At 64.1% G+C, this 25899-nt stretch carries 23 protein-coding genes and 2 pseudogenes; 14 read left to right on the top strand and 11 right to left on the bottom strand.

Translation table 11 applies throughout. The annotated features are described in order from the left end of the window. The 4 genes from GGQ63_RS21845 to GGQ63_RS10355 form a co-directional block, all read left to right on the top strand. The coding region (locus GGQ63_RS21845) for a hypothetical protein (protein ID WP_210308467.1) at nt 1–215 on the top strand (215 nt) is incomplete at its 5' end. Nucleotides 216–256: 41 nt separating this feature from the next. Continuing rightward, nucleotides 257–2530: an AAA family ATPase gene (locus GGQ63_RS10345; RefSeq protein ID WP_183855465.1), complete on the top strand. Its 2274-nt coding sequence runs from the start codon at nt 257–259 to the stop codon at nt 2528–2530. Next, nucleotides 2527–4377 carry a UvrD-helicase domain-containing protein gene (locus GGQ63_RS10350; protein WP_183855466.1) on the top strand — a complete coding sequence of 617 codons (1851 nt, stop codon included), beginning with the start codon at nt 2527–2529 and terminating at the stop codon, nt 4375–4377. The genes GGQ63_RS10345 and GGQ63_RS10350 overlap by 4 nt, the downstream gene beginning before the upstream one ends. Nucleotides 4378–4447: 70 nt before the next feature. Continuing rightward, nucleotides 4448–5728, top strand: a complete 1281-nt coding sequence (locus tag GGQ63_RS10355) for a hypothetical protein (RefSeq protein WP_183855467.1) — start codon at nt 4448–4450, stop codon at nt 5726–5728. A 168-nt stretch (nt 5729–5896) separates the two neighbouring features. Here the strand turns inward: GGQ63_RS10355 and GGQ63_RS10360 are convergent, their stop codons facing one another. The 7 genes from GGQ63_RS10360 to GGQ63_RS10390 form a co-directional block, all read right to left on the bottom strand. Then, nucleotides 5897–7660, bottom strand: a complete 1764-nt coding sequence (locus GGQ63_RS10360; protein WP_183855469.1) for an ABC-three component system protein — start codon at nt 7658–7660, stop codon at nt 5897–5899. Then, nucleotides 7657–7902, bottom strand: coding sequence for an ABC-three component system middle component 6 (locus GGQ63_RS10365; RefSeq protein ID WP_114076052.1), 246 nt, complete (start codon nt 7900–7902; stop codon nt 7657–7659). The genes GGQ63_RS10360 and GGQ63_RS10365 overlap by 4 nt, the downstream gene beginning before the upstream one ends. Then, the gene (locus GGQ63_RS10370) at nt 7899–8813 is read right to left on the bottom strand and encodes an ABC-three component system protein (protein WP_183855471.1); all 915 of its coding nucleotides are present in this window, start codon (nt 8811–8813) and stop codon (nt 7899–7901) included. Before GGQ63_RS10370 ends, GGQ63_RS10365 begins: the two co-directional genes overlap by 4 nt. After that, on the bottom strand, nt 8806–9186 hold the full coding sequence (locus GGQ63_RS10375; protein ID WP_183855473.1) for an XRE family transcriptional regulator: 381 nt from the start codon (nt 9184–9186) through the stop codon (nt 8806–8808). The genes GGQ63_RS10370 and GGQ63_RS10375 overlap by 8 nt, the downstream gene beginning before the upstream one ends. 576 nt (nt 9187–9762) lie before the next feature. After that, nucleotides 9763–10299 (bottom strand): GNAT family N-acetyltransferase, encoded by a 537-nt coding sequence (locus tag GGQ63_RS10380; RefSeq protein WP_183855475.1) that lies wholly within the window; start codon nt 10297–10299, stop codon nt 9763–9765. A 77-nt stretch (nt 10300–10376) separates the two neighbouring features. Then, nucleotides 10377–13487 carry a multidrug efflux RND transporter permease subunit gene (locus tag GGQ63_RS10385; RefSeq protein WP_183855477.1) on the bottom strand — a complete coding sequence of 1037 codons (3111 nt, stop codon included), beginning with the start codon at nt 13485–13487 and terminating at the stop codon, nt 10377–10379. An 11-nt stretch (nt 13488–13498) separates the two neighbouring features. Then, nucleotides 13499–14683, bottom strand: coding sequence for an efflux RND transporter periplasmic adaptor subunit (locus GGQ63_RS10390; RefSeq protein WP_183855479.1), 1185 nt, complete (start codon nt 14681–14683; stop codon nt 13499–13501). A 160-nt stretch (nt 14684–14843) separates the two neighbouring features. Between GGQ63_RS10390 and GGQ63_RS10395 the strand changes: the two genes are divergently transcribed. Both GGQ63_RS10395 and GGQ63_RS10400 read left to right on the top strand, forming a co-directional pair. Further along, nucleotides 14844–15527, top strand: coding sequence for a response regulator (locus GGQ63_RS10395; RefSeq protein ID WP_183855481.1), 684 nt, complete (start codon nt 14844–14846; stop codon nt 15525–15527). Nucleotides 15528–15529: 2 nt separating this feature from the next. Beyond that, nucleotides 15530–16603: an ATP-binding protein gene (locus GGQ63_RS10400; protein ID WP_183856156.1), complete on the top strand. Its 1074-nt coding sequence runs from the start codon at nt 15530–15532 to the stop codon at nt 16601–16603. A gap of 38 nt (nt 16604–16641) precedes the next feature. On the opposite strand, the gene GGQ63_RS22220 is transcribed toward GGQ63_RS10400, so the two are convergent. After that, nucleotides 16642–16773, bottom strand: a complete 132-nt coding sequence (locus GGQ63_RS22220) for a hypothetical protein (protein ID WP_281380137.1) — start codon at nt 16771–16773, stop codon at nt 16642–16644. Nucleotides 16774–16933: 160 nt separating this feature from the next. Here GGQ63_RS22220 and GGQ63_RS10405 point away from each other — a divergent pair. Continuing rightward, a pseudogene (locus tag GGQ63_RS10405) lies at nt 16934–17113 on the top strand (helix-turn-helix domain-containing protein); the annotation flags it as partial. Here the strand turns inward: GGQ63_RS10405 and GGQ63_RS10410 are convergent. After that, nucleotides 17112–17243 (bottom strand): annotated as a pseudogene (locus tag GGQ63_RS10410) (transposase); the annotation flags it as partial. The pseudogenes GGQ63_RS10405 and GGQ63_RS10410 overlap by 2 nt on opposite strands. 403 nt (nt 17244–17646) lie before the next feature. On the opposite strand from GGQ63_RS10410, the gene GGQ63_RS10415 reads away from it, so the two are divergent. Genes GGQ63_RS10415 through GGQ63_RS10430 form a run of 4 tightly spaced genes read left to right on the top strand, consistent with a single transcriptional unit; the run spans nt 17647 to nt 21126 of the window. Continuing rightward, complete coding sequence (locus GGQ63_RS10415) at nt 17647–18528, top strand: metal ABC transporter substrate-binding protein (protein ID WP_246429742.1); 882 nt, start codon at nt 17647–17649, stop codon at nt 18526–18528. Next, nucleotides 18525–19436 carry a manganese/iron ABC transporter ATP-binding protein gene (locus GGQ63_RS10420; RefSeq protein ID WP_183855485.1) on the top strand — a complete coding sequence of 304 codons (912 nt, stop codon included), beginning with the start codon at nt 18525–18527 and terminating at the stop codon, nt 19434–19436. Before GGQ63_RS10415 ends, GGQ63_RS10420 begins: the two co-directional genes overlap by 4 nt. Further along, nucleotides 19433–20290, top strand: a complete 858-nt coding sequence (locus GGQ63_RS10425; RefSeq protein WP_183855487.1) for a metal ABC transporter permease — start codon at nt 19433–19435, stop codon at nt 20288–20290. Before GGQ63_RS10420 ends, GGQ63_RS10425 begins: the two co-directional genes overlap by 4 nt. Then, the gene (locus GGQ63_RS10430) at nt 20287–21126 is read left to right on the top strand and encodes a metal ABC transporter permease (RefSeq protein WP_183855489.1); all 840 of its coding nucleotides are present in this window, start codon (nt 20287–20289) and stop codon (nt 21124–21126) included. The genes GGQ63_RS10425 and GGQ63_RS10430 overlap by 4 nt, the downstream gene beginning before the upstream one ends. Here GGQ63_RS10430 and GGQ63_RS10435 read toward each other — a convergent pair. Then, nucleotides 21123–21623 carry a GNAT family N-acetyltransferase gene (locus GGQ63_RS10435; protein WP_183856159.1) on the bottom strand — a complete coding sequence of 167 codons (501 nt, stop codon included), beginning with the start codon at nt 21621–21623 and terminating at the stop codon, nt 21123–21125. The two genes, GGQ63_RS10430 and GGQ63_RS10435, sit on opposite strands and share 4 nt — an antisense overlap. Before the next feature lie 20 nt (nt 21624–21643). Continuing rightward, nucleotides 21644–22198 (bottom strand): GNAT family N-acetyltransferase, encoded by a 555-nt coding sequence (locus tag GGQ63_RS10440; RefSeq protein WP_183855491.1) that lies wholly within the window; start codon nt 22196–22198, stop codon nt 21644–21646. 110 nt (nt 22199–22308) lie between these two features. On the opposite strand from GGQ63_RS10440, the gene GGQ63_RS10445 reads away from it, so the two are divergent. From GGQ63_RS10445 to GGQ63_RS10455, 3 genes are all read left to right on the top strand, one after another. Then, on the top strand, nt 22309–23235 hold the full coding sequence (locus tag GGQ63_RS10445; protein ID WP_183855493.1) for a LysR family transcriptional regulator: 927 nt from the start codon (nt 22309–22311) through the stop codon (nt 23233–23235). 54 nt (nt 23236–23289) lie between these two features. Continuing rightward, a complete protein-coding gene (lepA, locus tag GGQ63_RS10450) occupies nt 23290–25095 on the top strand; it encodes a translation elongation factor 4 (protein ID WP_183855494.1) in 1806 nt (601 codons plus the stop codon). A gap of 157 nt (nt 25096–25252) precedes the next feature. Then, the gene (locus GGQ63_RS10455; protein ID WP_183855496.1) at nt 25253–25792 is read left to right on the top strand and encodes a DUF2231 domain-containing protein; all 540 of its coding nucleotides are present in this window, start codon (nt 25253–25255) and stop codon (nt 25790–25792) included. Nucleotides 25793–25899 lie beyond the last annotated feature (107 nt).

Here is a 25899-nt window from a genome sequence, read left to right on the forward strand (position 1 = left end):
CCTTGAACTCCCGCGAAAACTTCCGTCGCTGCATCTGCCACCTCCGGCTTCATGAAACACCCAATCTCGGTGTCCACGAAACCGGCAGCAGGCCACAGCGCCCCCAAGCAGCCGGCCCGGCCGGAGCAAAGCGGGAGCCGGAAATAGGGCTGGATCAGGATGTACAAAACCGCCAAATCTGCAAAACGCACATTGTGATTGCTGCCTTTAGTTGATTGCGCAAATCTTCAACATTAAGATGTGCGAGGGAGGCAACATGCACATCTCACAAATTGAAATCGGAAATTTTCGAAAACTTGTGGCTGCTCGGATCGCATTCGCGCCTGAGAAGACTGTATTCGTTGGCGCGAACAATAGCGGCAAGACTTCCGCGATGACCGCGCTTCGCCGTTTCCTTGTCGATTCGCGTAGCTTTACGATCAATGACTTCTCTCTTGCCCACTGGCAGGCGCTGAACGCCGAGGGAGAGGCTTGGGAGGTTGCTATCAAGTCCGACGCAGCCCTTCCGATACCGAACCTCCTGAATTTTCTTCCACAGTTGGACGTCTGGTTACAGGTCGGAAAGGGAGAGATGCACTACGTGCAAAAGCTCCTCCCGACTCTGGATTGGAAGTCTGGCCTCCTCGGCGTGCGGCTGCGGTACGAGCCCGATGAGCCGGTCAAATTCCAGCAGGAGTACATCGCAGCTAGGACGAAAGCCGCGAACACCACAGCCGCCGCAATCAAGGCTGCGGAAGGGAAAGGTGATGCGCCTCAACTCGAACTCTGGCCGTTGAACCTGGTCGACTTCCTTGACCGGCGTGTGCGGTCCTTTTTCAAGGTGAAGGCCTACCTATTGGACCCTGCTAAACTGGTAGACCCCAAGGATGGTCTGGCTGAGATGCAGGTCCTTCCAGAGGGGTTGGAACCCGTTGAGGGAAATCCGCTTGATGGCCTCATTCAGATTGACGAGATCAGCGCGCAGCGAGGCTTTGGCTCCCCTGCGACGCCGCGCGTCCAGCGTGATGAAGCCGGCGCAGAAGCCAGGAGTGGACGCCGCCTCTCGACGCAACTGCGCTCATATTACGACAATCATCTCGACTGGCAGGACACGCCGGAACTATCCGACATCAAGGCCATGGAAGCGCTGGACAAAGCTCGTAAAGCCTTCGATGAAAGGCTGTCCGAGTCGTTCGACAAGGCACTGAAGGAGCTTCAAAAGCTTGGCTATCCAGGCATCTCTGACCCGAAGCTCAAAATCGCAACCAAGCTCAAATTGCAGGACGGCTTGAGCCACGACTCGGCGGTTCAGTATGAAATTCCGGCTGCGGCAGGTGGGCACGTGCATCGACTGCCCGAAGACTCCAACGGGCTTGGTTATCAGAACCTTGTTTCGATGGTTTTTGCTCTGATGAGCTATCGTGATGCCTGGATGCGCGTGGGGAAAGCAGCGGCGTCAGGCGAAGATGCCAAGCCTCCTCCACCGTTGCATCTTATGTTGGTGGAAGAGCCCGAAGCCTATCTTCATGCACAGGTGCAACAGGTCTTTATCAGGCACGCTTACGATGTCTTGCGAAACGATCCGACGCTTGGGAAGTCAGCCAACTTCTGCACGCAGCTCGTCGTGAGCACGCACTCCAGCCACGTCGCCCATGCCTGCGATTTTGCTGCGCTACGCTACTTTCGGCGTCTTCCGCCTACAGATAAGCGCAAAACTCCAACCGCGTGCGTGGTCAATCTTTCGTCAGTGTTCGGTAAGCCCGATCAGACGGCCAAGTTCGTCGCGCGCTACCTCAAGGCTACGCATTGCGATCTGTTTTTCGCTGACGCAGCCATATTTGTCGAGGGTAGCGCGGAGCGGGTTCTGGTGCCGCATTTCGTCGAGCAGGTCGATAAGTTCGAGTACCTGCGGAGTTGCTACACCACCTGGCTCGAAGTAGGCGGGAGCCACGCGCATCGGTTCAAAAGCCTCGTGGAGACGCTTGGTCTTACAACACTAATCATCACTGATCTCGACGCCAAGGACCCCAATACCAACAAGATCGAGAAGCCGATGCTGGGCAAAGGTCTTGAGGCCCGTAATGAAACACTGCGGACCTGGGTACCAAAGCAGACGTCAGTAGATGCACTCATGAAGCTTGAGGAGAAGGATAAGGCGCTAGTCTATCCTAATGGATATGCCGTGCGTGCTGCCTACCAAACAAGCGCGAAATTAAGGATTGGAACGACTGACGTTGACGTTCACGCGAACACCTTTGAGGATGCGCTATTTTATCGGAATTTCGACTTCTTTAAGGGGAGGACGGCCACGGGCCTTGCTGGGAGGTTCCAGAAGATCGCCGACGATGCGAAGGATGTCGCCGACCTCGCAGGGAGGGTGACGCTCGCAATTGACGATGGAGACAAGGCCGAATTCGCCTTGGAACTGTTGTTCAGCGATGATGTCGAGAAGCTCTGCATCCCCGCCTATATCGAACACGGACTCCTTTGGCTGAAAGAACAGCTTGAGCGCAAGGAGGCGGACCTTGCTCCGAAGGCTGGCGCAGCATGACTGAGGTGGTCCCGATAACGAATGACGATCTCGATCTTCACGTAGACGAGGAGATCAAGAAGTATCTTGATCCCAAGGCACCAAAGAGCTTCTTCCTATTTGCTGGAGCCGGCTCGGGTAAGACGCGTTCGCTCGTAGCCGCGCTCGATCATCTGCGCGGCACGATGGGAAAGAGTTTGAGAATGCGCGGCCAGAAGGTCGCGGTCATTACCTACACGAAAGCGGCGCGCGATGAGATTATCCGCCGAACGCAGTTCGATCCTGTCATTGCCGTCTCGACGATCCACAGCTTCGCATGGTCGCTAATCGAAGGGTTCAACCACGATATCAGAGAGTGGCTGCGTGTCACGCTGAACGACGACATTCTGGATCTGCAAGCAAAGGAGGCGAAGGGGCGCGCAGGCACCAAGGCGTCTGCGGAGCGCCTCGCCGATATCGCTTCCAAGCAAAGACGCCTTGCTCGGCTCGATACCACTAAGAAATTCGTCTACAGCCCAGACAGCGACAACCGTGGACGGGACTCGCTCAACCACGCGGAAGTGCTCAAACTCGCTGGCGACTTTTTGCAGACCAAGCCAACGCTGCGGCAGATTCTGCGCGACGGCTATCCGTACATTTTGGTCGATGAGAGCCAGGACACCAATCGACATATCCTAGAAGCCCTGTTTGCCTTCCAGGCCGTGCACAAGGACGAAGTCGTCGTCGGCCTTTTCGGAGATATGATGCAGCGCATCTACGGTGATGGCCAGCCGGGTCTCGGCGAAAACCTGCCGACGGATTGGGCTACGCCTACAAAAAGGCTAAACTTCCGATGCCCGCAGCGCGTTATCGAACTCATCAACAAAGTCCGCGAGGCCACCGATAAGCAGGCCCAAATTCCTTGCAGCACAGCTAAGGAAGGACACGTCCGGATGTTCGTGTTTCCCTCTGAAGGGACGGATAAGGCCGCAGCAGAGCAAGCGATCTGCGCGCATATGGCGCGTCTAACCACAGATGACGATTGGTTGAATGAGGATGCAGTCAAGGTCCTTATCCTGGAGCACCGCATGGCGGCACTTCGGATGGGCTTCGATGATCTACTGGCGGCCCTATATCCGGTTACACAGTTTCGAACTGCGCTCCTCGATGGGTCACTTCCGGTAGTCAATTTCTTCCTAAACCTGATTCTTCCGCTTTGGGACGCCAAAGATGACAAGTTTGGCGTCGCGCGGGTCATTCGCGCGGCATCACCACTAGCCAGCGTGAGCGCGTTAAAGGACGCCGAGGACCAGTTTGAGCAACTTGCGAAGGCACAGGCCGGGGTCGATGCGCTTGTCGGGCTGCTTGATGGGAACCCGGCGGTGACGTTTCGCGACGTTGCCAGAAACGTCGCTGAAACTGGACTATTCACAATACCAGACCTTCTCAAGGTAGCGCTGGCTGGTGCCAACATTAAGGTAACCGACGAGGACGAAGAGGAAGAACGGACCGATCGCGACAAAGGCATTGAGGCGTTTCTGGCTGTACCCTTTCGACAAGTACGAGCTTACGCCAAATACGTGGGCGGCAAGGCCCGCTTCGATACTCATCAGGGGGTAAAGGGCCTCGAATTTCCACGAGTGATGGTTATCATGGATGACCACGAAGCGCGCGGCTTCCTGTTCAAATACGATAAGCTCTTCGGCGGCGGAGCAGAAGACAATCAGACAGCTTCAACGCGTCGGCTTTTTTACGTCACGTGCAGCCGCGCGGAACGATCCCTTGCCTTGGTTGCCTACGCTGAAAACCCTGAGCGCGTCAAAAATCAGCTTCTGGCGAATGGCTGGTTCAAACCAGAAGAAATAATTTTTGGCTTACCGCAATTGTGAGGCTTCGTGGTTGCCACTTCACAGGATACGCGTGGAAGTGCGCAGAGCCGTCGCATAGGGAGGACCGGGCTTGGCGGACGAAGAGAATGGTGAAGAGAGGTCTTGGCTCATCCCGAGCGAAATTCCCTTTGACGAGTTGAAGGGTCATGCGCTTGAAGAGTGCCTATTCTGGCTTTTAGACGGTATCGGCGCGCGTGACCTCACGTGGCGCGTTGGTAGTGCGGGGGCCGGCGCTGCCGATAGCGGCCGCGACCTTGAGGCGCGCTTCCATGTCCCGGATGCGACTGGAGAGATTGTTCCGCGCCAATGGTGGGTGGAATGCAAAGGGCGGGCCGGCACGCTCGAAACGGAGGCGGTAAAAACGTCTTGTAACAATGTGGTCGCGAATGCTTCTGTCGATTGCCTCGTCATCGCCACCAACACGACCTTCACAAACCCAACGCGCGACTGGGTCGAGAAATGGCAGGATAGGTTCCCTAGACCTCGAATATTGTTGTGGGATCGGGTCGTTCTTGAGCGTATGTTGGCTCAGCAGCCTGCTACGGTGCTGCGGTTGTTCGAAGGCGGGCTAAGTTCGGCTGGTCATCTCCGGGCAATTCGCGACCGTTTTTGGAACCTGATTGAGTACAGTTCAATCGAGCGCATCAAACGGATCTGGAGCGAGCGCGATACACTCCAACTCGGCGTGATGGAGCGTTTTGCACTGATCGCGAATGAATTCGCCCACGGCAGTATCGACGAACGGCCTTGGCTCGGGATTTGTCCGGCGAAGGACATATTGGAAACGTTTCAATATGGCATGTTCAACCTAATCTACCTGTACGCACGGGTAATGAAGACAGGGAGCGACCAAGGGCCAATCATCAAGACGCTCGCCTATCTTCTGCTATCGACATTGCGCGACTTCCACCCTGACCTGATCCGTGAGATTTTCAGAATTACGCTACGAACCGACAGCGATGAGCCGATGCCCGATCCCGCTGTCGAGTTTTTTGTCATGCCGATTCTCGACAGCCTGCAAACAGAATTGCAGCTTGTTTGTAGTAGCGATTGCGAGCGTTTTTCACGACGCGATAGCTTCAAGTATTGGGAAGGCCGCGCCCCCTTCGAAAGCTACTGGTCACGGTTCGGAACACGCGGCATCGCTCCCAAATCTAACAATGGCAGTTATCATCGCCTTGAGTGCACTAGCAAACCGTGTCGAATTGGTTTCGATCTGAGTGATGAATCGGGATGCCCGCTTTATCAGGTGCAGGCAGAAATGGAGACCTTAGATACCTTCCTGGGCACCGTTGCAAGCGTCATCAGACGCAGGGTGCCCAGGCAGAGCACATTCTGCGTCAACCAATAGTCTCCTCCGCGTCTGGTGCAACGCGACGAACGCCAAGAAATCGGACTCGGTTACCGTCAACCGCATTACTGAAAAAGCGTAAGCACCCAGAGCAGGAAGGCACTTCCGGATTAAAATGCAGGCTATAGGGTTTTCGCGGTTAGACTAATCCGCTCGCGCCTCAATAATTTACTCGAACCGCAGGCCGAACAGTCCTCCGGTATCGGTGGCGTCGGTCAGCTTCGTCTCCATGACGTGGGAGCGAATATCGAAGCCCGGCTTGAAGCCCTCGCGCGGCAGCGCGTCGGAGTTCATCGTGACGACATACTGAAATCCGGCCACCTCGGCCCGTTCAGCGCCGAGTTGCAGCGCCTTGGCGACCTGGCGCTCGTCCACGCCGTCGAACAGATGGCTGTCATGGATCAGGAAGCCGGGGCCGCGGCCGTTCTTCAGGCTGATTTCGGTCAACATGAGATCGAAGCAGAAGATCTGCATGTTAGTGATGCCTTTGCTTCGCTGCCCATCGATATGGACCTCGAATTGGGGGCCGCTCCCGGTCTCGGAAATCGTCAGGCTGCCGGCTTTTTCATAAAGGGATTCTGAGAGCGACTCGAATGAAAGGATAGCTTCGCGGATGATGTCGGCCCGCTCGTGGATGTCGTCGCGCAGCGCCTTGGTCAGGTTGGCGCGCTCAATGTCGAGTTCAGCCTTGGTACTCTCGATCCGCTCGGCGGTTTCGAGGCGTTGTCGAAGCCCCTCCACCTCGGCTTCAGCCCGGCCCGCTTCCTCGCGTAGGGAGGTGTAGTGCTCCAACGCGCCGCCGGAACGTAGCACGCCCATGATCTGTCTCCGACGTCGGTCGCGCTCTGCGGTGCGCTGATCGCGCTCGGCAACACGGGCCTCGGCCGATGCGATCTCGGCACTGAGATGCGCACGTCGGTTCTCGATGATGGTCCGATGGAAACGCTCCACTTCGTCGAAACGCCGCCGTACCATGTCGGGTAAGACGACGCCTGCCTCGGCATAGAGCTTTGTGACATCGCCGAGATCGGGCGCATCCTCCTCCGAGAGCGAAGCGCGTAGTTGTTGTAGGAGATCACCGTCGATCACATTCTCGACGTTCATGTCGTCGATCTCGCGCGTGATCTCGTTCGCCTCTCGCTCAAGGGCCTTATATTCCGGCACCACCTCAAAGGTCTCAAGCTGCTGACGCAGCCGCGCGGCGCGCGCCTCGGCGATGGTCAGCTTCGTTCTGAGATCGGCCGCCTTGCCGAAGAACCGGCCAAGGTCGCCGCTGCGGGCGGCCTTGCGCAGTTCCTGCGCCACCTTCTCCTGCGCGCGCAGCTCCTGAAAGCGGCCGGGGATGCTCCAGTCGAGGCCTAGCAGGTAGCAGATTGACACCTGCTGATCCCATGCCTGTTGCATCCCCGAATGCTGCATCGGCTGCTGGAAGCCGCCGCTGTTCTGACGGCGGACGAAATAGGAGAAGAGCGAGCGGAACGACGGCTGGAAACGCTCGGCTTCGTCCCCGACCGAAATCGGCAAGCCGAACCAGAGCTGGCCGAGGTTGGCCTTCCAGTTCTCATTCGACAGCTCGAACAGCCCCGCGCGGCTGTCGAACTGTGGCGGGATCGGCCAGTTCTCGACCGGGCCGTTGACCACGATCCGGCTCGGCTTGGCACCGCTGCGCGCCGCCGAGATCGCATTTTCCGCGATATCGACGTCGATGTCGAACGTCCAGGCCGTCAGCGCGTCGGAACGGAATATGCTGTCCTTGCGGGCGTCGGCGCCGAACAGGAAATGGACCAGTTCGATGAAGCTGGTCTTGCCGGCGCCATTTCTCGATTGGCGATCGTTCGCACCTTCGCTCTTGTCGGCCAGTAAAATGTTCAGGCCGGGCTTGAAGATCAGCGTCTTAAACGATGCAAGGTCGCTACCGAAGCGGCGGATCATGGCTGAACCCTCCGCACTAGGCCGCGGTCGAAATCAACCGCTCCGATCGTGAAGAGCAGGTCGAGCGACAGGATGAACCACTGGTAGTCGATCGGGGCGTTGGGCGCATGGAGCGAGCGGCGACCGCGCATCTCGTCCCACAGTCGCGACATGGTCATCGGCCGCTTCAGGATATCGAGAACTTCGGCGCCGACGCCGATGAGCGCGCGATCGGGACGGACGTGTTTCGTCGGGAGGATCATGACGCCTCCACAGCAATGATGATCGGGTCTTCGAAGATGTCGCAGCTATCGAAAAAATAGGCGAGTACCGCCAGCGCCGCGCCTTGCCTCATCGGCTCGCCGTTGAAGCCCGCGTAATCCTGAAGATGCTTGAAGATCGTATCGGCCGGAAGGTCGAAAGCCTTCAACTCGGCATAGCGCAGCCGAAACGCCTCGGCGATGCGCTCGCCTAAATCGGGACGCGGGCTTTTGCGAAAAAAGGTGTCTACGAGCGCAGACTTCCGACGGCCGATACGCAGGAAAAGGCCAGATTCCTCCGACAGGGCGTTCTTTTCGAGCTTTTCCGGTGACGGTGGCGTCAAAGGTGGATCAATCGGGCTGGGTTCCTGCCGCTGGAGCGCCTCGATGATCGGCACCAGATCGGACATGACGAGACGGTCCACGATCGCGATTGACGCAGCGGGACCGAAGAGCGCTTGAAGCGCCGACAGATCGAGCTTCATCGCGAGATCGAGCAGTTCCGGCTCGGACCAAGTTGCGATCTGAAGGGGCGCATGGGCCTGGCGAAGCCCGTCGAGATGTTGAACCGCGTTTGGTGGAAGTCCGCGCCCGTCATTATGGACGAACACCCACTCCTGCATGTTGCCGGCCCAATGCGCGCGAGCACCGTGGAAGTCTGCATCGACCTTGGCGATGAGGTCGGCTTCCTTCATGGCATCCGGTGCGTAGCACTGGAACACGGAGCCGGAGCTGATCCGGCGGCCGTCGCATTTCAAGTCCCCATAGGGACCATAGGGGCGGACTTCCTCGAAATCGGGGCCGAAAGCGTGGCCCGCCAGAAGCACGAACCAGTCCTGAAAGGCTGTGCCTCTCTTCGTATGAAACGCCAGACGGAAGCGGTCGACGTAGATGGATCGTTGCAGCTCATCCATGACGCCGCCTTGGCGATGGATCACCGCTCTTCTTCTGGGCTGGCACTACTCCGACGGGCGCAAGATCACCCAGATGATGGATCCGCAACGCCGGCCTTTTCGGCAGCTTCACGGTCAGCTCCAGCTCACCGCCGACCGCTTCCACATAATTGCGTAGCGTGGACAGATGCATGTCGGTCTGCTTCTCGATCTTCGAGACCGAGGGCTGGGTGATGTTGAGGGCAGAGGCGATGTCCGCCTGCGCCTTTCCCGCGATCTGGCGCAGCTCGCGCAAGCCCTCAACGTGCTGCTTCGATGCGTCACGGTGCGCTTCGATCGCGACCTGCTCGTCAGGAAGACGGGCGGCGATGATGTCGTCGAGGCTCCGGCCCATCCTACTTGTCCTTCCTCGATAAAAATTGACGGTACAAGTCAATGCCTTTCAATCGTGATCGACCACGAATTGATTCCGCCATCGGCGCATCCATGCATATAGCCCTGAGGCTATGTTGGGGTCAACGGGAGAAATGACTTTGGATCGGTTAGCGGGGCGTGCTGGGCCGACCTCGTCTTAAAGGAGGGCTATAGCGTAGACGTAGTTCTCATCTTCACCCGGCGCGGCGCGCCAAATACCGCCGATGACCCTCCACGGTACGCTACAGCCGCCGCGACTACTCCCGTGCCAGGAGTGGGAGATAGCCCGCGTGTGAAGAAGCCCAGAAGACGGTGTGCGTGGCGGTAGGAAAGTTCGAATCGCTCCAGGTCGAAGTGCCACAAGAATAAGAGCAGGCCGATATGCTCGGAATGTGCCCGCACCGTCGCTGAGGAGTCCTTCTCTGCATCGCGCGGAAGCAGTCGTATCGACGGCAATGCGGCGAGGCTTGGCAAGAAGCTGTCCGGTGATGGTTGCTCAACGGCAATCCAGGCTCGCTCCGCCGGTCGCAGAGGGCTGAACGAGGGCGACAAGATATCACGGAAAGCGCTTCTCGAACCGGAACATGCCATCGTCGCCCGGCAGGTGGGGCTCGGGTGGGCCGTGCGGATCGGGGTGGCCGGCGTGGTGGTATTCCACGATGTGGAAGCCGCAGACGTTGACGTAGAAATGAATGTTGCGCTTCTCGAAGTAGGGCGTGTGGGTGATCCAGACCTGCGTATCCGGATACGCCGCCTCGATGGCGGCCCAGGCTTTGCGCCCGATGCCGCGGCCAAGTTGGTCTGCGCGCACGAAGAAGAAGTCGAGCGCGTTGCCCTGCGTCTCGGTGTCGATCGACACCACGGCGCCGCCGACCCATCGGCCGTCTTCGAGAATGCGGTGAACGACGGCGTTCGGCGCCGCCAGGGAGGCCGCCACGTCGTCGTCGGACGGAATGGGCCCATCATCGACCGACCCGAAGGTTTCCGTGACGGCGACCGCGAAAGCGTCCTGAAGATCCCTTCGGAAGCGCGGCAGGTCTGCCTCGGTCACCCTGTCCAGCGTCACGTGGCCCGCTGTGGGGGCGGCTTTCATGGCTTTTCTCCAGAACAGATGTCGAAGATGGCAGGGGAAGGATCCCGTGAGGGGTAGGTCGGGGCTCGAGCACGCTTTCACGTGGTAACCGTCTCGGCCGTTCGCTTCGTCTTCCATTCCGCCAGCCGCATGATGAGCGTGAAGAAGACCGGCACGAAGAGCACCGCGAGGACCGTGGCCGAAATCATGCCGCCGAAGAGCCCTGTACCCAGCGCGTTCTGCATCTCCGAGCTCGGACCCTTGGCGATGACCAGAGGCACGATGCCGAGCGTGAAGGCGAGCGAGGTCATCACGATCGGCCGCAGGCGCAGGCGCGACGCCTCGACGGCGGCGTCGCGCAGGCTCCTGCCTTCAGTGTGGAGCTTGCGCGCGAACTCCACGATCAGTACCGCGTTCTTGGCCGACAGGCCGATCAGCGTGATGAGGCCGACCTTGAAGAACACGTCGTTGTCGAGACCGCGCAGGTGGACGGCAAGGACCGCCCCGATGATACCGAGCGGCACGACGAGCATGACGGACAGCGGAATGGCCCAGCTCTCGTAAAGCGCCGCCAGTACCAGGAACACCACCAGGAAGGAGAAGGCGACCAGGATCGGCGCCTGCGTGCCGGCCTGGCGCTCCTGGAACGACTGCCCCGTCCATTCGACGCCATAACCGCCCGGCAACTTCGAGGCCAGGCGCTCGATCTCGGTCATCGCAGCACCACTCGACACGCCCGAGGCGGCAGCGCCGGATAGGCTCAGCGAGGGATAGCCGTTGTAGCGGTTGAGCTGGAGAGGACTGACCGACCAGTCCGGCGTGACCACTTCAGCCAGCGGAACCATGCCGCCCCTGTCGTTGCGCACATGAAGCTCGAGTACGTCTTCGACCTGCATGCGATCCTTGGCTTCGGCCTGTATGATGACCTGCTGAAGCCGCCCCGCACGCGGGAAGTCGTTGATGTAGGTCGAGCCCATCGCGGCGGCCAGCGTGTCGCTGATCGTCGAGAAGCCGACGCCCAGCGCCCCGGCCTTGGCACGGTCGACATGAAGGCGAACGCTCGGGCCGCCCGGGAGCCCGTCGACGCGGACGTTCTGCAGGAGCTTGCTGCCCCCCGCCAGCCTGACGAGTTCGTCGGCGGCCTTCTGCAGCGCCTCGGCCCCGTTGCTGCCGCGATCGATCAGGCGCATCGCAAAGCCGGACGTGGTGCCGAGTTCCTCGATGGCCGGCGGCTTCATGACGAGGATTTCGCCCTCCGTCGTGTCCTGCATCGCCACGGTCGCAGCCTCTACTTCGGCGTCGGTGCTGCCGGTCCGCTCGCTCCAGTCGCGCAACGTCGTGAACGCCATGGCGGTGTTCGCGCCCGATCCGGAGAAGCCGAAGCCCATGATGGACAGGTTGTTCTCGATGTCGGGACGCGACGCGACATGGCGGTCGAAGCTCTCCACGATCGCGCGGGTGCGCTCGGCTGTCGCGTCGGCCGGAAGTGTAAACGAGGTCATGAACGTTCCCTGGTCTTCGTCCGGCACGAAGGCGGTGGGCAGCGAACTGGAGCCGAAGGCCAGCGCGCCGACGATCGCTGCGTACACGAGCATGACCCGAGCGCCTCGTTTCACCAGTGCACCGACCCAAGCCGTATAGCGGCCCGTCAGCCGGTCGAAGCCCCGGTTGAAGGATGCGAAGAGCCCTTTCCGCTCGCGATGCGGCGCGACCGGCTTCAGGATCGTGGCGCAGAGCGCAGGTGTCAGGCTGAGCGCGAGGAAGGCGGAGAACAGGATCGAGACCGCCAGCGAGACCGTGAACTGGCGGTAGATCGCGCCGACCGAGCCCGTCGCCAGGCCCATCGGCAGGAACACCGCGGTCAGCACCAGCGTGATGCCGATGACGGCGCCCGTGATTTCGCGCATGGCGCGGCGCGTGGCCTCCCGTGGCGAGAGCCCCTCGGTCGCCATCAGCCGCTCGACGTTCTCCACGACGACGATCGCGTCGTCCACGATGATCCCGATGGCGAGCACCATGCCGAACATCGTCAACGCATTGATCGAGTAGCCGATCATCCACATCACCGCAAAGGTGCCGAGCAGTGTGATCGGAGCGATGATCGCCGGAATCAGCGTATAGCGGATGTTCTGAAGGAAGAGCAGCATGATGAGGAACACCAGCACCATCGCCTCGACCAGGGTCTGGACGACCTTGGTGATGGAAACCTTCACGAAGGGCGCAGTGTCGTAGGAAACGGCGTAGGTGACGCCGGACGGCATCGAGGACGCCAGCTCGGCCAGCCGGGCGCGTACACCCTCGGACGTGCTGACCGCATTGGCACCCGGTGCGAGCTGGATCGCTGCCGCGGTCGCCTGCTCGCCGCCATCGAAGATCGAGAAGCCGGAGGACTGGGCTCCGACCTCGATCCGGGAGACATCGCCCAGCGTCAACTTCGAACCGTCCGGATTTGAGCGCAGCACCACCGCTGCGAACTGCTCCGGCGTCTCGAGCTGACCGCTGACGCTGAGCGGCACGCTGATCCTCTGTCCGGGGAGAGCCGGCTCCTCGCCGAGTCGTCCCGGAGCCACCTGGATGTTCTGCGTCTGGATGGCCTGGATGATCTCGGCCATGGACAGCGAGTAGGAGGTCAGCAGAGCGGGATCGACCCCGACCCGCATCGCGGCCTCCGAGCCGAACGACTGCACACGGCCGACGCCTGGCACGCGCTTCAGCTCCGGCGCGAGGCTGCGGGCGAGATAGTCGTCGAGGGCCAGAGGATCGACCGCGCCGTCGGCCGACCGCAGCGAGACGATCATGAGGAAGCCGGAGGATGCGGCTTCCACCGACAGGCCACCGCGACGCACCTGTTCCGGCAGTCGCGACTCGACCGACTTCAGACGGTTCTGCACGTCGACCTGAGCAAGCTCAGGGTCGGTCCCCGGCTTGAAGGTCACCGTGATGCTGGCATTCCCCGAGGCGTCTGCCGAGGATTCGAAGTAGAGGACGTTCTTGACTGCCGACAGCTCGCGCTCGATCGGGGCAGTCACGCTGTCGGTGACGGTCTGCGCGCTCGCGCCGACATAGCTCGCATTGATGCTGACGCTGGGCGGCGCGATCACGGGGAAGCGAGAAACGGGCAGCTGCGGGATCGCGACGATGCCGGCGAGCGCGATGAAGATGGCGATGACCCAGGCGAAGACGGGGCGGTCGATGAAGAATTGGGGCATGGATGCGTGCTCTACTTTGCGTCCGTCCCAACGGCCGGCTGGTACGCCACCGTCTGGAGCCTCGTTCCGTCCGTCGCGCGATCCTGACCACGGACCACGATCTCGTCGCCCGCGCCGATGCCGGACAGAATCACGTATTGCCGCTCGACCAGCGGACCCAGTTCGACATTGCGGCGCGATGCCGTCCTGTCGGCCCCGACGACCATCAGCTGCGGCCGGCCGGAGCTGTCACGCACGACGGCTTCCTGCGGCACCGTCAGGGCGTTGGGATGCACCGAGCGGGGGAGCCTCGCGCGAAGGTACATGCCGGGCAGCAGTTGATCATAAGGGTTCGGCACCTCGACACGGATCGTGATGCTGCCTGTTCCCGGATCGACGGCGCTGTCGGAGAAACGGATGGTGCCCTGATACTCGTAGGGCTTGCCCGTGATGGTCAGAATGTCGACGGGCATCCTGCCCGCCTCGTCCCCCTGTCCGTTCGCGACGGCCTCTTCCAGCATCTCGCGGCGCATCGACGGCTGGCGGACATCGAGGAAGAGGCGATCCAGCTGCTGGACGACCGCCATGGGGTTGGTGGCCCCTGCGGTGGCGAGCCCGCCTTCGGTGATGAGGGCCTGTCCGATCCGGCCGGCGATCGGGCTGGTGACGGTGGCATGCGCCAGCTCGAGCTTGCGCCGGGTCAGGTTTGCCCGCGCCTCCGCCACACTCGCGCGTGATTGCGCGAGCGCCGCCTTCGCATCTCCCAGCGCGGCGGCGGTCGCGGTCCGGCTTTCGGCCAGGGCCTTGATACGATCGTGCTTGAGGGAGGCATTGAGCTCGTCTGCCTCGGCGCGCGCCAGCACCGCCGACGCGGCCTCGACGTCGGCGGCGAATGGCGCGGGATCGATCTCGAACAGAGGCTGCTCGGCAGAGACCTCCGAGCCCTCCTTGAAGAGCACCTTGCGGACGATCCCGCTGACCTGCGGACGTATCTCGGCGGTGCGCAACGCGGCAACGCGGCCGGGCAACTCGTCATAGACGACGACACGGCGCGGCCGCACGGTCAGGGTCGCGACGCGGGCCTCTGTCGTTTCGGTCTGTTCCTGCGCGCCTGCAGCCTGGGGCGTTGCCTCCTGCGCATTGTCGGAACAGGCTGCGAGAGCCAGCAAGGCAGTGCCGAGAACTGCGCGGGTGAAGTGGCTGCTGGCAAGTATCATCGGACGTCCTTCAAGACCATCGATCGCGCGAAGGCGACGAGGCTCATATCAACCTCGACCGTTGGCGCACCGTGTAGGTTTTGTGGAGGTTTGATGGACGAGAGGCCGGAGCTCTCGACGGCCGTCGCTGCGGATGGCATCCCTCGGGCTGGAGAACGCCATGGCTGCCCTTGTCCTGATTGCCGAAGACGACGACGAGATCGCCTCCATACTGGACGCCTATCTCCAGCGGGAAGGGTTCAGGACCGTGCTTGCCCGCGACGGCCGCGCCGCGCTCGATCTGCACCTCGCCTTGAAACCCGACCTCGTCCTGCTGGACGTGACCATGCCGCGCCTGGACGGCTGGGAGGTCCTCGCGGAACTGCGCCGGCGCGGCACCACCCCAGCCATCATGATCACAGCGCTCGACAAGGACATCGACCGCCTTCAGGGTCTGCGCATCGGCGCCGACGATTACGTCGTCAAGCCGTTCAACCCCATCGAGGTGGTGGCGCGCGCCAAGGCCGTGCTCCGGCGCTCGGGGCTGGCGACGGCCGGCGGCGTTCTGCGTGTGGGCGATCTCTCCATCGATCTCGACGGCTATCAGGCGAGCTTGGGGACCGGCAGCGAGGCTAAGCCGCTGGCCCTGACCCTCACCGAGTTTCGCATCCTTGCCCACATGGCGCGCAACCCCGGCAAGGTGTTTACGCGCAGCGAGCTCGTCGATGCTTGCCTCCCCGGATCGGACGCCCTCGACCGGACCGTAGATAGCCATCTCAGCAAGCTGCGGAAGAAGCTCGAACAAGCAGGAGCACACGGGCTCCTGCCCGGCGTTCGCGGCATCGGCTACAGATTGTCGACGTGAAGATGGAAACGCGCGCGGGACTGAGCCGCCAGATACTCATCGCCATGTCGGCGATCACGATTCTGGCTGGTGTGCTGGTGTTTTTCGGATCCTACCTCGTCTACTCGGCCATCGTCGCCGTCTACCCACTGCCGGAGACGGATGAATGGCTGACCTCTCTCGACCTGGTGATCTTCGCCGCCTTGATCCTCGGCACGCTCCCGATCGCCGCTCTGGTGGCGCTGCGCCTTGCCCGCCGCATCCTCGATCCGCTGGAATCACTCGCCCGGAGCGCTCGTCAGATCGCCGCCGGCGACCTGTCGGCCCGGGCTGCGGCAAGCGACAAGGCGCTGGGCGAAACGGCCTCGCTCGTCGGCGATTTCAACACGATGGCGCAACGGCTGCAGGACATGGCGGCCGATATGGCACTGTGGAATGCGACGATCGCACATGAATTGCGCACGCCGCTGACCATCCTCAAGGGGCGGCTCCAGGGGATCATCGACGGCGTGTTCGAGCCGGACGAGCGCACGCTGCGCCGGCTCATACTGCAGGTCGACGGCCTGGCGCGGCTGGTCGAGGACCTGCGAACAGTGACACTTGCCGATAGTGGGCATCTTGACCTTCGGATCGTGCCGACCCGTCTCGATCGGGAGCTCGAGGAACTCGCCGAGCTGATGGCGCCCGATCTCGCTTCCGACGGCTTCCATCTGACGCTCGAACTCGACGACATCGTCGTCGACGCGGATGCGACTCGCGTGCGTCAGGCGGTTCTCGCCCTGATCTCGAATGCGCGTCGCCACGCCATTCGCGGCGCGATCACAATAAGCCTGAAGGCAGTGGATGGGACGGCCGTGCTCGCCATCTCCGACGAAGGACCCGGCATCGACCGCAACCTCGCCGGGCGGGCATTCGAGCCGTTCGTACGCGGCGATCCCGACCGTGCGAAGGAAACGGGAGGAAACGGGCTCGGTCTCTCCGTCGTGCGCGCGATCATGGAAGCCCACGGTGGAAGCCTTCGGTACCGGACCGCGCCGGGCGGCGGCGCACTCTTCGAGATGGGCTTCGGAGCCTCAGCCGTGCCCCGCGCACGGTAGCGCCGGCGGTTCGGCAAACCGGGGAGCAACATCCGGCGTCAACGCAGCCGGGAGTTTTCGTCCAAGCGTGTGACGCCGCCATATTTGTGATGATTGTTGACGAGGTTGGAAATCAGGACCGCGAAGACAGCGACGACCGTACAGACCATGATGAAATTCCGGGCGATCATTGAGGGCCTCCTTTCGGGAAGCTACCTACCGCCCAGAGATCGAGGGAATGTGGAGGGCCTGTGCAGAGTTAGTGCAAGACCCGATCTGACGGAATCGCGAGGGGATCCCGAATCGGCTGTCAGCTGATTCAGACTGTCTGCCGGAGGGAGGCCGGCGGATATGTCGAAAGCCCTGTCTGTCGACCTTCGGGTCCGGGTTTTGGCGGCGGTTGCGGCGGGTGCCAGTCACCGCGAGGCTGCGGGGCGCTTCGGGGTGAGTGCGGCCAGCGTGAGCCGTTGGCGGGCGAGGGAACGCGAACAAGGGGCTCCGAGCCCGAAGGCGCTGGGCGGCGACCGGCGCTGAGACCGACGAAGCGCCGGAACGAAAGCCGGTCGCACAGTGCGTCCTCGAGCGCCTCGTCCGAGAGACCATACCAGCGCTGCAGCAGCAGCGCCTTGAACATCGCGAGCGGTGGATAGGGCGGACGGCCGAGCGCCCACGCCGCGGCGGACGCAACAGCGCAGCGATCTCATCCCACCCGATCAGCCCGTCGATCTCCGCCAGCTGGTCCTTCCGCCGCGAACCAGACCCAGAAACCACGTGATCCGCAAAGCTCAACTGACCGGACATGATCGACCCTCCGATCGACCAGGCGAATCACCAATCCGGTCCTTTCGCAATGGTCCCGCAGGCGGGAGAGGGGACGGCTTGCCGTGCCCGATCTCATGCCGGTGCGCGCGCCCCCTCTCGACATCGGCCCGATCGTCTCTATATTTCTGTATTGCAACTCATTCGCAATTGCATGGTCGGCACGTCATCGGACGTCCGCCGGAGGGCACGACGGGAGGGATCGTATGGGATGGACCGGAAGAAGGGCGTCGGGCGTCGGGGCGATGGGTGTGCTCCTCGCCCTCCTCGCCACCGCGCTGCCGGCCGGCGCCGCGGAGAAGTTCAAGGCGGTGACCACTTTCACCGTGATCGCCGACATGGCGCGCAACGTCGCGGGCGACGCCGCGGTGGTCGAGTCGATCACCCGGCCCGGCGCCGAGATCCACAACTACCAGCCGACGCCGGGCGACATCCGCCGGGCGCAAGGGGCGCAGCTGATCCTCTGGAACGGGCTGAACCTCGAACTCTGGTTCGAACGCTTCTTCGAGAACCTCTCCGACGTGCCGGGCGTCGTCGTCACCGACCGCATTGTACCGATCGGTATCGCGGAAGGCCCCTATAGCGGCAAGCCGAACCCGCACGCCTGGATGTCGCCGGAGAATGCGCTCCTCTATGTCGACGCCATCCGCGACGCCTTCGTGCAATACGACCCCGCCAACGCGGCCACCTATGAGGCGAACGCCGCCGCCTACAAGGCGGAGATCGAAGCGGCCGTCGCGCCGATCCGCGCGGCGCTCGAGCGCATCCCGCCCGACAAGCGCTGGCTCGTCACGAGCGAGGGGGCCTTCTCCTATCTGGCGCGCGATTTCGGGCTGAAGGAGCTCTTTCTCTGGCCGATCAACGCCGACCAGCAAGGGACGCCGCAGCAGGTCCGCAGGGTGATCGACGCCGTTACGGCGAACGGGATTCCGACCGTCTTCAGCGAGAGCACGGTGTCGGACAAGCCGGCTCGGCAGGTGGCGCGCGAGACCGGGGCGCTCTATGGCGGCGTGCTCTATGTCGATTCGCTGAGCGAGCCGGACGGCCCGGTGCCGAGCTATCTCGCTCTCCTCAGTGTCACCGCCGCGACGATCGCCGACGGTCTCGCGAAAGGGCTCGCCCGATGAGGCCGGGACCCGCCGGTGCCGCCTCGGCGGCAGGGTCGGAAGCGGCCGGCGCCGGACTTTTCGTCGAGGGGGCGACGGTCACCTACCGCAACGGCCACACGGCGCTGCGCGATGCGACCTTCGCGATCCCGCGCGGCACGATCACCGCGCTCGTCGGCGTCAACGGCTCGGGCAAGTCGACGCTCTTCAAGGCCATCATGGGCTTCGTCCGGCTCGCCCGCGGTTCGATCAGGGTGCTCGGCATGCCGGTCGAGGAGGCGCTCCGCCGCAGCCTCGTCGCCTATGTGCCGCAGGCGGAGGAGGTCGACTGGAACTTTCCCGTTCTCGTCGAGGACGTCGTGATGATGGGGCGCTACGGCCATATGGGGCCGCTGCGCATCCCGAAGGCGGCCGACCGCGCGGCGGTCGCCGACGCGCTCGCCCGCGTCGGCATGACCGAATACCGCAAGCGCCAGATCGGCGAATTGTCGGGCGGGCAGAAGAAGCGGGTCTTCCTCGCCCGCGCCCTCGCGCAGGACGGCCGCGTCATCCTGCTCGACGAGCCCTTCACCGGCGTCGACGTCACCACCGAGGAGCAGATCGTCGCCCTCCTCGAGGCGCTGCGCGAGGAGGGGCGGGTGATGCTCGTCTCGACCCACAATCTCGGCTCGGTGCCGGAATTCTGCGACCGTGTCGTGCTTCTGCGGAACACCGTGCTCGCCCATGGGCCGACGGCGGAGACCTTCACCCCGGCCAATCTCGAGAGGACGTTCGGCGGCGCGCTGCGCCATTTCGTGTTCGGCGGCGCCGGTCTCCACGCCGACGACGACAGGCGGCGGGTCGCCGTCGTCACCGACGACGAGCGGCCGCTCGTCTTCTACGGCGAAGAAGGCGCGATGACGCCGCAGGCGCGGGAGCCGGATCGATGAGCCTGCTCGCCGAGCCGTTCGGCTATGACTACATGGTGAACGCGATGTGGGTCTCGGCGCTCGTCGGGGCCGTCTGCGCCTTCCTCTCCTGCTATCTGATGCTGAAGGGCTGGTCGCTGATCGGCGACGCGCTCTCGCACGCGATCGTGCCCGGCGTCGCCGGCGCCTACATGCTCGGCCTGCCCTTCGCGCTCGGCGCCTTCTTCTCGGGCGGTCTCGCGGCCGCGGCGATGCTCTTCCTCAACCAGCGGACCCGGCTGCGCGAGGATGCGATCATCGGCCTGATCTTCTCGTCCTTTTTCGGGCTCGGCCTCTTCATGGCGTCGCTGTCGCCGATGGCGGTCGACATCCGCACCATCGTGCTCGGCAACATCCTCGCGATCACGCCCGAGGACACGCTGCAGCTCGCCCTCATCGGCTTCGTCTCGCTCGCGGTGCTGCTCGCCAAGTGGAAGGACCTGATGGTGGTGTTCTTCGACGAGAACCATGCGCGCTCGATCGGGCTCCGCCCCGGCCTGCTGCGGGTGGTCTTCTTCACCCTCCTCTCCGCCTCGACGGTGGCGGCGCTGCAGACGGTCGGCGCTTTCCTCGTCATCTGCCTCGTCGTCACGCCGGGGGCGACCGCCTATCTCCTCACCGACCGCTTCCCGCGCCTCCTCGCCATCGCGGTGGCGATCGGCGCCGGGACGAGCTTCGTCGGGGCCTATGCGAGCTATTTCCTCGACGGCGCCACCGGCGGCGTCATCGTCGTGCTGCAGACGGCGCTCTTCCTCGCCGCCTTCCTGCTGGCGCCCAAGCACGGCCTCGTCGCGGCCCGGCGGCGGGCCGCCCGGGCGCTCGAGGCCGCGCGATGATCGAGACCCTCCTCGCGCCGTTCCAGTTCGATTTCATGGTCCGGGCGCTGATCGTCGCGGTGCTCGTCGCGGTGCCGATGGCGCTCCTCTCCTGCTTCGTCGTCCTCAAGGGCTGGTCGCTGATGGGCGACGCGATCAGCCACGCCGTCTTCCCCGGCGTGATCCTCGCCTACATGATCGGCCTGCCCTATGCGCTCGGCGCCTTCGTCGCCGGCATGGCCTGCGCGGTCGCCACCGGCTTTCTCGGCGACAACAGCCGGATCAAGCGCGACACCGCGATGGGTGTCGTCTTCTCCGGCATGTTCGGCCTCGGCCTCGTCCTCTATGTGAAGATCGAATCGACCGTCCATCTCGACCACATCCTGTTCGGCGACATGCTCGGCATTTCCTGGCGTGCCGTCGGCGAGGCGGCGGCGGTCGCGCTTCTCGTCGCCGCGGTCATCGGCCTCAAATGGCGGGACTTCCTGCTGCACGCCTTCGACCCGGCGCAGGCCCGTGCCGTCGGGCTGCGGGTCGGCCTGCTCCACTACGGCCTGCTCGGCCTGATCTCGCTCACGATCGTCGGCGCGCTGCAGGCGGTCGGCCTGATCCTCTCGGTGGCGCTCCTGATCGCGCCGGGGGCGATCGCCTTCCTGCTCACCCGGACCTTCGCGGCGATGCTCGTCGCGGCGGTGGCGATCGCCGTTCTGGGCGCCTTCACCGGCGTCTACGCGGCCTTCTTCATCGACAGCGCGCCGGCGCCGACCATCGTGCTCGTCTACGCCGCCTTCTTTCTCCTCGCCTTTCTGCGCACCATCCGCCGCACCGCGCGGGCGCAGGCCGCTCCGGACGCTTAAGCGAGGCGGCGCTGCATGAAGACGAGGTCGAGGAAGCGGCCGAACTTGTAGCCGAGCTCGGGCATGCGCGCCGTCTCGACGAAGCCGTGCCGCGCGTGCAGGCGCAGCGACACCGCGTTCGAGGCGTCGATGCCGGCGACCATCACGTGCTTGCCGGCGGCGATGCCGGCCTCGACGAGCGCGCCGAGGAGCAGCGAGCCGGCACCCTTGCCGCGGGCGTCGGCCGCGACATAGACGGAGTTCTCGACCGTGAAGCGATAGCCCTGGAAGGGCCGGTAATCGCCGAAGCTCGCATAGCCGATCACCCGGCCTTCATCCTCGGCGACGAGCACCGGATAGCCGAGCGCCCGGCGCTGCTCGTACCAGGCGCGGCGGTTGTCGAGATCGGCCGGATCGTCGTTCCAGATCGCCGTCGTGTTCAAGACCGCGTCGTTGTAGATGGCCAGGATGGCGGGAAGGTCCGCCTCGGTCGCGTCCCGGATCGTCGTTCCGGGCATCGTCGTGCCGGGTCTCGTGGTCATGGGGCGATCCGCTTGTAGAAGAAGGTGGCGGCCGAGAGCACGCCATCGGTCGACAGCGAATGGTCCGGCATGGTGCCGAGCTCGATCCAGCCGCAACCGCGATAGAGCGCCTCGCCGGCGCTGCCGGTCGCGGTGTCGAGCATCAGCATGGTGCGGCCGGCGGCGCGCGCCGCCGCCTCGGCGGTGTCGAGCAGCGCCCGGCCGAGGCCGCGCCGGCGCAGCCGCGAATGGACGAGCATCTTGCCGATCTCCGCCCTGTGCGGTCCGTTCGGCTGCGGCGCGAAGGTGAGCACCACCGAGCCGACGATCGCCCCGGCCTCGTCGCGGGCGACGAAGATCTGCCGCATGCCGTCGGCGACCGCCGGAATCTGCCCGGCCCAGAAGGCCGCCGCCTCCGCCATGGTGAGGCCGGCGAGGAAATTGACCGAGGCGCCATGGTCGACCGCATCGGCGAGCAGCGCGGCGAGCCCGCCGAGCGCGGCCTGCGCGCCCACCTCGTCGAGCCGTTCGATCGTCACCGCGCCCGCGCTTCGTTCCGCCGCCGCGCCCATGCCTCACCTCGCCCCTTGCGACACGGCGGAGCATCGCCTCATCCGATCGGATCTGTCAATCTGGAGTGGGGGCCGATAAGGCTTTGCGAAGAATGACATAAAGAAAAGCGATGGATATCGAACAACTGCGCACCTTCGACCGGATCGTCCGCGACGGCAGCTTCACCAAGGCGGCGGCGCGGCTTTCGGTCACCCAGGCGACCGTCTCGATGCGGGTGCGGGCGCTCGAGGCGGCGCTCGGCGGCACGCTCTTCGAGCGCGGCCGGACGGTGCGGCTGACCGAGCGCGGCGCGACCTTCCTGCCCTATGCGCGGCGCGTGCTCGCCACCGTGATCGAGGGCGAGGATGCGCTGCGCGCCGTCGATCGCGGCCGGATCGCCTTCGCGACGCTCAGAAGCGTCGTCGCCACGCTCGCCGCCGCGCCGGTCGCCGAACTCGCCCGCGCGCATCCGCTCGTCGAACTGACCGTCGAGGAGGGGCGCCACCGCGACATCGCCGAATGGCTGCACGACCGCCGGCTCGATCTCGCGGTGATGGGCTGGCCCAATCTCGACCCGCTGCTCGATTTCCTCGAGCCGCTCGCCATCTTCCGCGAGCGGGTGGTGCTCGCCGCGGCGCCTGCCGTCGCCGCGGCGATCGGGCCGCAGCCGACGCTCGACCGGATCTTCGGCATCGTGCCGCATTTCCTCACCTTCTTCTGGTGGCAGGTGACGCCCGAGCCGATCCTCGCGCTGCGGCGCCGCGCCCGCGCCTCGAGCCGGATGCTGTTCGAGCCGGGCCTCGCGCTGATCGAGGCCGGCCTCGCCGTCGGCCACCTGCTCGAGCCGCAGGCGCGCGCCGCGATCGAGGCGGGGCGGCTCGTCGATCTCGCCCCGGTCGACATGCCGCCCGTGCACCGCGATTCGGCGCTCGTCGCCGGCATGCCCGGCGCGCTCGAGCGGCCGCTCGTCGCCGAACTCGCCGGCCTCGTCGTCGCGCGCGCCCGCGCGCTCGGCACGCTCGCCGCCGAGCCGCGAAAACCCGCCGCGGCGGCCTGATTCCGGCCCCTCCCGCCCTTCCGCCGGGAAAACCGGAATGCTAGAGAGCGCGCCATGACCACCGCGCCGCAAAAAAACATCCGCAACTTCTCGATCGTCGCCCATATCGATCATGGCAAGTCGACGCTCGCCGACCGCCTGATCCAGGCGACGGGCGGCCTTTCCGACCGCGAGATGAAGGATCAGGTGCTCGATTCGATGGACATCGAGCGCGAGCGCGGCATCACCATCAAGGCGCAGACGGTCCGCCTCGCCTATACGGCGAAGGACGGCGAGACCTATACGCTCAACCTGATGGACACGCCGGGCCATGTCGACTTCGCCTACGAGGTCTCCCGGTCGCTCGCCGCCTGCGAGGGCTCGCTCCTCGTCGTCGATGCGAGCCAGGGCGTCGAGGCGCAGACGCTCGCCAATGTCTATCAGGCGATCGACAACAATCACGAGATCGTGCCGATCCTCAACAAGATCGATCTGCCGGCGGCCGAGCCCGACCGCATCAAGCAGCAGATCGAGGAGGTGATCGGCATCGACGCCTCGAACGCCGTGCCGATCTCGGCGAAGACCGGGCTCAACATCGACCTCGTGCTGGAGGCGATCGTCGAGCGGCTGCCGCCGCCCAACGGCGATCCGGACGCGCCCCTCAAGGCGATGCTGGTCGACAGCTGGTACGACACCTATCTCGGCGTCGTCGTGCTGGTGCGCATCATCGACGGCCATCTGAGGAAGGGCGACCGTATCCGCATGATGGGCTCGGGCGCCGCCTATGACGTCGAGCGGGTCGGCTGGTTCACCCCGAAGATGGTGTCGTCGGAGGCGCTCGGCCCCGGCGAGATCGGCTTCTTCACCGGCTCGATCAAGGAGGTCGCCGATACAAGGGTCGGCGACACGATCACCGACGACCGCCGCCCGACCGATGCCGCGCTGCCGGGCTTCCGGCCGGCGCAGCCGGTGGTGTTCTGCGGCCTGTTCCCCGTCGACGCGGCGGAGTTCGAGGATCTGCGCGCCGCGATGGGCAAGCTCCGGCTCAACGACGCCTCGTTCTCCTTCGAGATGGAGACCTCTGCGGCGCTCGGCTTCGGCTTCCGCTGCGGCTTCCTCGGCCTCCTCCATCTGGAGATCATCCAGGAGCGGCTGGAGCGCGAGTTCAATCTCGACCTGATCGCCACCGCGCCCTCGGTCGTCTACCGCATCCGGCTGACGAGCGGCGACGAGATCGAGCTGCACAATCCGGCCGACATGCCGGACGTCGTCAAGATCGACACCATCTCCGAGCCGTGGATCCGCGCCACCATCCTGACGCCGGACGAATATCTCGGCGCCATCCTCAAGCTCTGCCAGGACCGCCGCGGCATCCAGGCCGATCTCTCCTATGTCGGCAACCGGGCGATGGTGATCTATGACCTGCCGCTCAACGAGGTGGTGTTCGACTTCTACGACCGGCTGAAGTCGGTGTCGAAGGGCTACGCCTCCTTCGACTACCAGCTGACGGACTATCGCGAGGGCGACCTCGTCAAGATGCAGATCCTCGTCAACGCCGAGCCGGTCGACGCGCTCTCGATGCTCGTCCACAAGACGCAGGCGGAGCGCCGCGGCCGGGCAATGTGCGAGAAGCTCAAGGACCTGATCCCGCAGCATCTCTTCGTCATCCCGATCCAGGCGGCGATCGGCGGCAAGATCATCGCCCGCGAGACGGTGCGGGCGCTCCGGAAGGACGTGACGGCGAAGTGCTATGGCGGCGACGTCACCCGCAAGCGCAAGCTTCTCGAGAAGCAGAAGGAAGGCAAGAAGCGGATGCGCCAGTTCGGCAAGGTGGAGATTCCGCAGGAAGCCTTCATCGCCGCGCTGAAGATGGACGAGTGAGCCGGGCCCTCGCGGCCGGTCCGCGGCGACGCTGAGGGTCGCCGGGCACCCCCTCCCACGACTACGCCTGGCGCGGCGCCGGCCCACCGGCGTCCCCGGGAACCCTCGCGGAGCCCGCCGGTTCGGCCGGTGGACGCCTGTCGCGAAGGAGAGAAACGTGGGTCGCTCTTATCCCAATGGCAGCGGGTCGGCTGCCGCCCTGTTCGGCCATCCGCTGCATCCGCTCATCGTGCCGATCCCGATCGGGGCCTTCGCGCTCGCCTTCGTCTCCGATCTCTTCGGCATTACGACCGGCGGGCCGCTCTGGGCCGGGATCTCGTTCTTCCTGCTCGCCGCGGGGCTGATCGGCGGCCTTCTCGCCGCGGTCTTCGGCATCGTCGAGATGATGGGCGTGCGGCGGGCGCGCACCATGGGCATCGGCTGGGCGCACGGGGCGGTCAATGTTCTGATGCTCGCCGTCGCGTTCTTCAGCTTGCTGCTGCGGCGCGAGGGTTGGGGCACCGACAATCCGCCCGTCCTGATGCCGCATGTGATCAGTTCCGGCGTTGCCTTCCTGCTGCTCCTCGTCGCCGGCTGGCTCGGCGGCGAGCTGAGCTACCGGCACGGCGTCGGCGTGTCCGAGGCGGTCGGTTCCGATCGCGAGGACGGCGACCTCGAGCTGACCCCCGCCGGCCGGCCGGACATCGGCAAGCGGTAGGGGCATCTCGCCGCCGGGCCGATCTTGCGGGGCTTGCCTCACCCTCCTTCCCCGGCCTAGGTCATGGGCATGACCGCCGCGCCCCGGTGCGGCTCGACCGGATTTTG

Origin of the sequence: Prosthecomicrobium pneumaticum (assembly GCF_014199915.1) — a bacterium.
Lineage (GTDB): Bacteria > Pseudomonadota > Alphaproteobacteria > Rhizobiales > Kaistiaceae > Prosthecomicrobium > Prosthecomicrobium pneumaticum.

Coding starts and splice junctions, on each gene's coding strand:
- GGQ63_RS10345 (WP_183855465.1), top strand. CDS start 257: ATGCACATCTCACAAATTGAAATCGGAAATTTTCGAAAACTTGTGGCT.
- GGQ63_RS10350 (WP_183855466.1), top strand. CDS start 2,527: ATGACTGAGGTGGTCCCGATAACGAATGACGATCTCGATCTTCACGTA.
- GGQ63_RS10360 (WP_183855469.1), bottom strand. CDS start 7,660: ATGATCCGCCGCTTCGGTAGCGACCTTGCATCGTTTAAGACGCTGATC.
- GGQ63_RS10365 (WP_114076052.1), bottom strand. CDS start 7,902: ATGATCCTCCCGACGAAACACGTCCGTCCCGATCGCGCGCTCATCGGC.
- GGQ63_RS10370 (WP_183855471.1), bottom strand. CDS start 8,813: ATGGATGAGCTGCAACGATCCATCTACGTCGACCGCTTCCGTCTGGCG.
- GGQ63_RS10375 (WP_183855473.1), bottom strand. CDS start 9,186: ATGGGCCGGAGCCTCGACGACATCATCGCCGCCCGTCTTCCTGACGAG.
- GGQ63_RS10380 (WP_183855475.1), bottom strand. CDS start 10,299: ATGAAAGCCGCCCCCACAGCGGGCCACGTGACGCTGGACAGGGTGACC.
- GGQ63_RS10385 (WP_183855477.1), bottom strand. CDS start 13,487: ATGCCCCAATTCTTCATCGACCGCCCCGTCTTCGCCTGGGTCATCGCC.
- GGQ63_RS10390 (WP_183855479.1), bottom strand. CDS start 14,683: ATGATACTTGCCAGCAGCCACTTCACCCGCGCAGTTCTCGGCACTGCC.
- GGQ63_RS10395 (WP_183855481.1), top strand. CDS start 14,844: ATGGCTGCCCTTGTCCTGATTGCCGAAGACGACGACGAGATCGCCTCC.
- GGQ63_RS10400 (WP_183856156.1), top strand. CDS start 15,530: ATGGAAACGCGCGCGGGACTGAGCCGCCAGATACTCATCGCCATGTCG.
- GGQ63_RS22220 (WP_281380137.1), bottom strand. CDS start 16,773: ATGATCGCCCGGAATTTCATCATGGTCTGTACGGTCGTCGCTGTCTTC.
- GGQ63_RS10415 (WP_246429742.1), top strand. CDS start 17,647: ATGGGTGTGCTCCTCGCCCTCCTCGCCACCGCGCTGCCGGCCGGCGCC.
- GGQ63_RS10420 (WP_183855485.1), top strand. CDS start 18,525: ATGAGGCCGGGACCCGCCGGTGCCGCCTCGGCGGCAGGGTCGGAAGCG.
- GGQ63_RS10425 (WP_183855487.1), top strand. CDS start 19,433: ATGAGCCTGCTCGCCGAGCCGTTCGGCTATGACTACATGGTGAACGCG.
- GGQ63_RS10430 (WP_183855489.1), top strand. CDS start 20,287: ATGATCGAGACCCTCCTCGCGCCGTTCCAGTTCGATTTCATGGTCCGG.
- GGQ63_RS10435 (WP_183856159.1), bottom strand. CDS start 21,623: ATGCCCGGAACGACGATCCGGGACGCGACCGAGGCGGACCTTCCCGCC.
- GGQ63_RS10440 (WP_183855491.1), bottom strand. CDS start 22,198: ATGGGCGCGGCGGCGGAACGAAGCGCGGGCGCGGTGACGATCGAACGG.
- GGQ63_RS10445 (WP_183855493.1), top strand. CDS start 22,309: ATGGATATCGAACAACTGCGCACCTTCGACCGGATCGTCCGCGACGGC.
- lepA (WP_183855494.1), top strand. CDS start 23,290: ATGACCACCGCGCCGCAAAAAAACATCCGCAACTTCTCGATCGTCGCC.